General features: G+C 63.8%; 5 protein-coding genes. All 5 read right to left on the bottom strand.

The features are described 5' to 3' along the window. Nucleotides 1–124: 124 nt before the first annotated feature. A complete protein-coding gene (locus ABWP92_RS16690; protein ID WP_353236531.1) occupies nucleotides 125–799 on the bottom strand; it encodes an RraA family protein in 675 nt (224 codons plus the stop codon). 41 nt (nucleotides 800–840) lie between these two features. After that, nucleotides 841–1599, bottom strand: coding sequence for an amino acid ABC transporter ATP-binding protein (locus tag ABWP92_RS16685; protein WP_353236530.1), 759 nt, complete (start codon nucleotides 1597–1599; stop codon nucleotides 841–843). 47 nt (nucleotides 1600–1646) lie between these two features. Then, complete coding sequence (locus ABWP92_RS16680) at nucleotides 1647–2399, bottom strand: amino acid ABC transporter permease (RefSeq protein ID WP_353236529.1); 753 nt, start codon at nucleotides 2397–2399, stop codon at nucleotides 1647–1649. 3 nt (nucleotides 2400–2402) lie between these two features. Then, entirely contained in the window at nucleotides 2403–3101 is a 699-nt protein-coding gene (locus ABWP92_RS16675; protein WP_353236528.1) for an amino acid ABC transporter permease, read from the bottom strand. A gap of 136 nt (nucleotides 3102–3237) precedes the next feature. Then, nucleotides 3238–4053, bottom strand: a complete 816-nt coding sequence (locus ABWP92_RS16670; protein WP_353236527.1) for an ABC transporter substrate-binding protein — start codon at nucleotides 4051–4053, stop codon at nucleotides 3238–3240. Nucleotides 4054–4092: the final 39 nt, after the last annotated feature.

The following is a 4092-nucleotide window of genomic DNA, read 5'->3' as shown; positions in this document are numbered from 1 at the left end:
TCTTAGAACCTAACACGACCCGGCAAACCGAAGGTTTGCGATCGAGACGAGGCGCGAAGCCGCAGGCAGTACAAGCGTACGACAAGGCGAGGCAACGACGTATCGATGGTTGTGTGAGCGGCTCTTATTCCTCGATGTGGCAGCCGATGCGGCGCAGCGTTGCATCCACCCATGAGCCATCGTAAGTGCCGTTGGCGATCCCGGCGATCATTTTCTTCTCGGCTTCCTGCTTGGCCTGCGTGGCCTTCAGCAATGCGGCGGCGTCGTCGAAGGGCACGCACAGCAGGCCGTCCTCGTCGCCGATCACAAGGTCGCCCGGCTCGATCACCATGCCGTCGATGGCGATCGGCACATTGATTTCGCCGGGGCCATCCTTGTAGGGGCCGCGATGCGTCACGCCAGCCGCATAGACGGGCAGCGTGCCGGCGCGGATCTCTCCCGCGTCGCGGATGGCGCCATTGATGACGATGCCCGCCACGCCGATCTTGACGGCATGGCCGACCATGATCTCGCCGATCAGCGCATTGGTGAGATCGCCTCCGGCGTCGACGACGATCACGTCGCCCGGCTTGGCGAGCGCCAGCGCCTTGTGGATCATCAGGTTGTCGCCCGGGCGGGTCCTGACTGTCAGGGCCGGCCCGGCCATGTTGCCCGAGCCATGCATGGGCCTGAGACGCGCTCCCGCGGCGGTCATGCGCGACATGCAGTCGCTCACGTTCGCCACGGGCAGCTCGAGGAACTGGGCCGCGAGTTCAAGGTCAACGGCGCGGCGGCGCTTGAGAATTCGGTTTCCGATCATGTTGGAAGTCACTTCAGGTGGTTGGAATGGGAGGGGTCGTGTCAGTGCGAGCGCAGGTCCGAGAGGAACTTCCTGGCGCGTTCGCTTTGCGGCCTGGAGAAGAATTCATCGGGCGTTCCGCTCTCCACCAGCGCGCCGGCGTCCATGAACCATACCCGGTCGGCCACCTCGCGGGCAAAGTTCATTTCGTGCGTCACGCACATCATGGTCATGCCTTCGCGCGCGAGGTTCTTCATCACCTGCAATACCTCGCCGACCATCTCGGGGTCGAGCGCGGAGGTGGGCTCGTCGAACAGCATGGCGGGCGGGTTCATCGCCAGCGCGCGGGCGATCGCCACCCGCTGCTGCTGGCCGCCGGACAACTGGCCCGGATAGGCATTCGCCTTGTGCGCCAGTCCCACGCGATCGAGCAGCGACAGCGCCGTCTGGCGCGCATCCTCCTTGCCGCGCTTTTGCACGTTCATCGGTGCGAGCATGATGTTTTCGGCGACCGAGAGATGCGGGAACAGGTTGAAGCTCTGGAAGACGAACCCGATGTGGCTGCGGAACTCGTTGATGTTCACGCTCTTGGCATGTACGTCCTGGTTCTTGAAGGTGATCGCGCCGCCCTGAATTTCCTCGAGACGGTTGACCGTGCGGATCAGCGTGGACTTGCCCGAGCCCGATGGCCCGCAGATCACCACCACTTCGCCGGTGGCGACTTCGGCGTTGACGTTGTTGAGCGCATGGTACGAGCCATACCACTTGTTGACATCCTTGAACTCGATGAGCGTGGGCGCGTTGCGGGAGGGATGGTTCATGGAATCGGTCCTGTCTGTTCGGGTCTCGGTTCTTGGTTTCGGTGCGCTCACTTCGCGTCGGCCGTGGCCGCCCCGGGCTGCCCGGCCGCGAGCGTGGAGGCGGTCATGCCCGCCCGCTTGTTGGCGATGCGCTTTTCCAGGCGGCGCGCGAAGCTGGTGAGCGTGAAGCACAGCAGGAAATACATGGCGGCGAGGATGAAGTACACCTCGAACGGCTTGGTGAGCAGCTGGTTGTTGATCTGGTTGGCGGCGAAGGTCAGCTCGTTCATGCTGATCACATAGCCCAGCGATGTTTCCTTGATGGTCGAGACGAACTGTCCGAGCATCGACGGGATCATGTTGTAGAGCGCCTGCGGCAGGATGACCTTGAAGGTGGTCTGCATATAGCTCATGCCCAGCGCGCGCGATGCTTCCATCTGCCCCGCGGGCAGGCCCTGGATGCCCGCGCGCACGATCTCGGCGAGATAGGCGGCCTGGTAGAACACCAGCGTGACCAGCATGGTGGTTGCGCCGCTGATCGACGTGCCGATCACCAGCGGCACGAGAAAGTACACCCAGAAGATGAACATGATCAGCGGCACGCCGCGCAGCACGGCCACGAGCGCCTGCACCGGCAGGCTCAAGGCGCGCCACGGGCTGACCATGGCCATCGCCATGAGAACGCTGAGCGGAAACGCCAGCGCGATGCCCGCGACGGAGACGATCAGCGTCATGGCCAGCCCGCCAAGCGGGCCGTAGGGATACTGGCCCACCAGCAGCAGCGGGAGATTGTCCTTGAGGATGTTGAAGATATCGCCCATGGTTTAGCGCTCCTTGATGCGATAACGGTTTTCCAGAAGACGTCCGGCAGCCATGATGAGCAGCGAAATTCCCAGGTAGATCACGGTGGAGACGAGGTAGATTTCAAACGTGCGGAACGTGGTGCTTTCGATCTCGCGCGTGACGTAGGTGAGCTCGGCGGCTCCCACGGCCATGGCAAGACTGGTGTTCTTGAACAGCAGCACGGAGATGCTGACCAGCGGCGGCAGCGCGATGCGCAGCGCCTGCGGCATGACGACCAGACGCACGGCCTGCAGATAGGTCAGGCCGAGCGCGCGCGAGGCCTCGAACTGCGATTTGGGAATGCTGCGGATGCCGCCGCGCAGCGCCTCGGCGACATATGCCGCCATGACCATGCCGATGGCGATGGCCGCGCACAGGAACTCGCTGTTGTGCGCGTTGATCCAGTTTTTCCAGGGCTCGGGCAGCATCGCCGGAACGCCGAAGTACCAGATGAAGACATGCACCAGCACGGGGACGTTCTGATGCCACTCCACATAGGTGGCGACGAAGGCGTTGGCGATGCGCGAGCCGCCCATGCGGATGGTGGCCAGCGCCATGCCGATGCCCATGGCCAGCAGCCAGCACCACGCGGTCAGCTTGAGCATGGTCCACACGCCGTTGGCGATGGTCTGCGGGTAGTCGCCTTGCAGCAGGAACGAAAAATCCAGCTCAATACTCATAGGTGCTCATCTGGCATTGGGGAAAACGGAACGGGCCTTCGCAGCGCGGAAGCGGCCGCGCCGCGAAGGATATAGGGGGGGCGGATCGCGCGCAGCCGCCGGGCCGCGCGACGACGGTGGGAAAAGGATGTCCGGATCAGCCCTTGATCGGCTTGATCGTGAAGCCGCGCTGCATCTTGAATTCCGTGTCCGCGCCCATCCACTTGTCGAAGATCCTGGCGGCCTCGCCGCTGGCTTCCATGCCCTGCAGTGTCTTGTTGACGTGGTTGATCAGCGCGGTTTCTTCCTTGCGCATGCCGATGCCCCACAGTTCCTCGGCGAGCTGGGGCTCCAGAATGTCGATGGGGCTGGTCTTCTCGGACTGTTGCTTGAGCTGCACCAGCATCATCTCGGACACCACGAAGCCGTCCACCTTGCCCTGCTGCATGGCCAGGAAGGCCGATGGCGGGTCCTGGAACGTCACGGGCGTCGCCGTGGGCAGGAATGCCTTGATCGCAGCCTCGGAAGTGGAGCCCTTGGTCGCGCTGACTTTCTTGCCGGCCAGGTCGGTGGACTTGGCGAACGCGCCGTGCTTGACCGCGACCTTCTGCAGCGCGGCGTAGTACGAGTCGCTGTAGGCGATCTGCTGGGCGCGCTCGGGCGTCCAGCCCAGGTTGGCCGCCACCACGTCGATGCGCTTTTGCAGCAGCTCGGGAATGCGCGCCGCCACGGAGATCGGCTTGATCTCCAGTTTCACGTTCAGGCTCTTGGCGACGGCTTCGCAGAAGTCCACGTCGTAGCCCTGGATCTGGCGCGTTTGCGCGTTGGGGTAGCTGAAGGGCTGCGATGTGCCGAGCACTCCGCATACCAGGGTGCCCTTGGCCTTGATGTCGGCGAGCTGGTCGGCCATGGCGGCCGTGCCGGTCAGGCCCATGCAGGCGACGGCGAGGGGAGCAAGCAAAGATGTGCGCATGGTGCGGTTGTCCTTTTCGGTGGCAGGGGAAGGGAAGGG

It is taken from the genome of Diaphorobacter ruginosibacter (assembly GCF_040396215.1).
Lineage (GTDB): Bacteria > Pseudomonadota > Gammaproteobacteria > Burkholderiales > Burkholderiaceae_C > Diaphorobacter_A > Diaphorobacter_A ruginosibacter_A.
This window is presented reverse-complemented; position numbering and strand designations above follow the sequence as displayed.

Bases quoted from the DNA above. Each gene is read 5' to 3' on its own strand.
- ABWP92_RS16680 (WP_353236529.1), bottom strand. From the start codon at position 2,399: ATGGGCGATATCTTCAACATCCTCAAGGACAATCTCCCGCTGCTGCTG.
- ABWP92_RS16690 (WP_353236531.1), bottom strand. From the start codon at position 799: ATGATCGGAAACCGAATTCTCAAGCGCCGCCGCGCCGTTGACCTTGAA.
- ABWP92_RS16670 (WP_353236527.1), bottom strand. From the start codon at position 4,053: ATGCGCACATCTTTGCTTGCTCCCCTCGCCGTCGCCTGCATGGGCCTG.
- ABWP92_RS16675 (WP_353236528.1), bottom strand. From the start codon at position 3,101: ATGAGTATTGAGCTGGATTTTTCGTTCCTGCTGCAAGGCGACTACCCG.
- ABWP92_RS16685 (WP_353236530.1), bottom strand. From the start codon at position 1,599: ATGAACCATCCCTCCCGCAACGCGCCCACGCTCATCGAGTTCAAGGAT.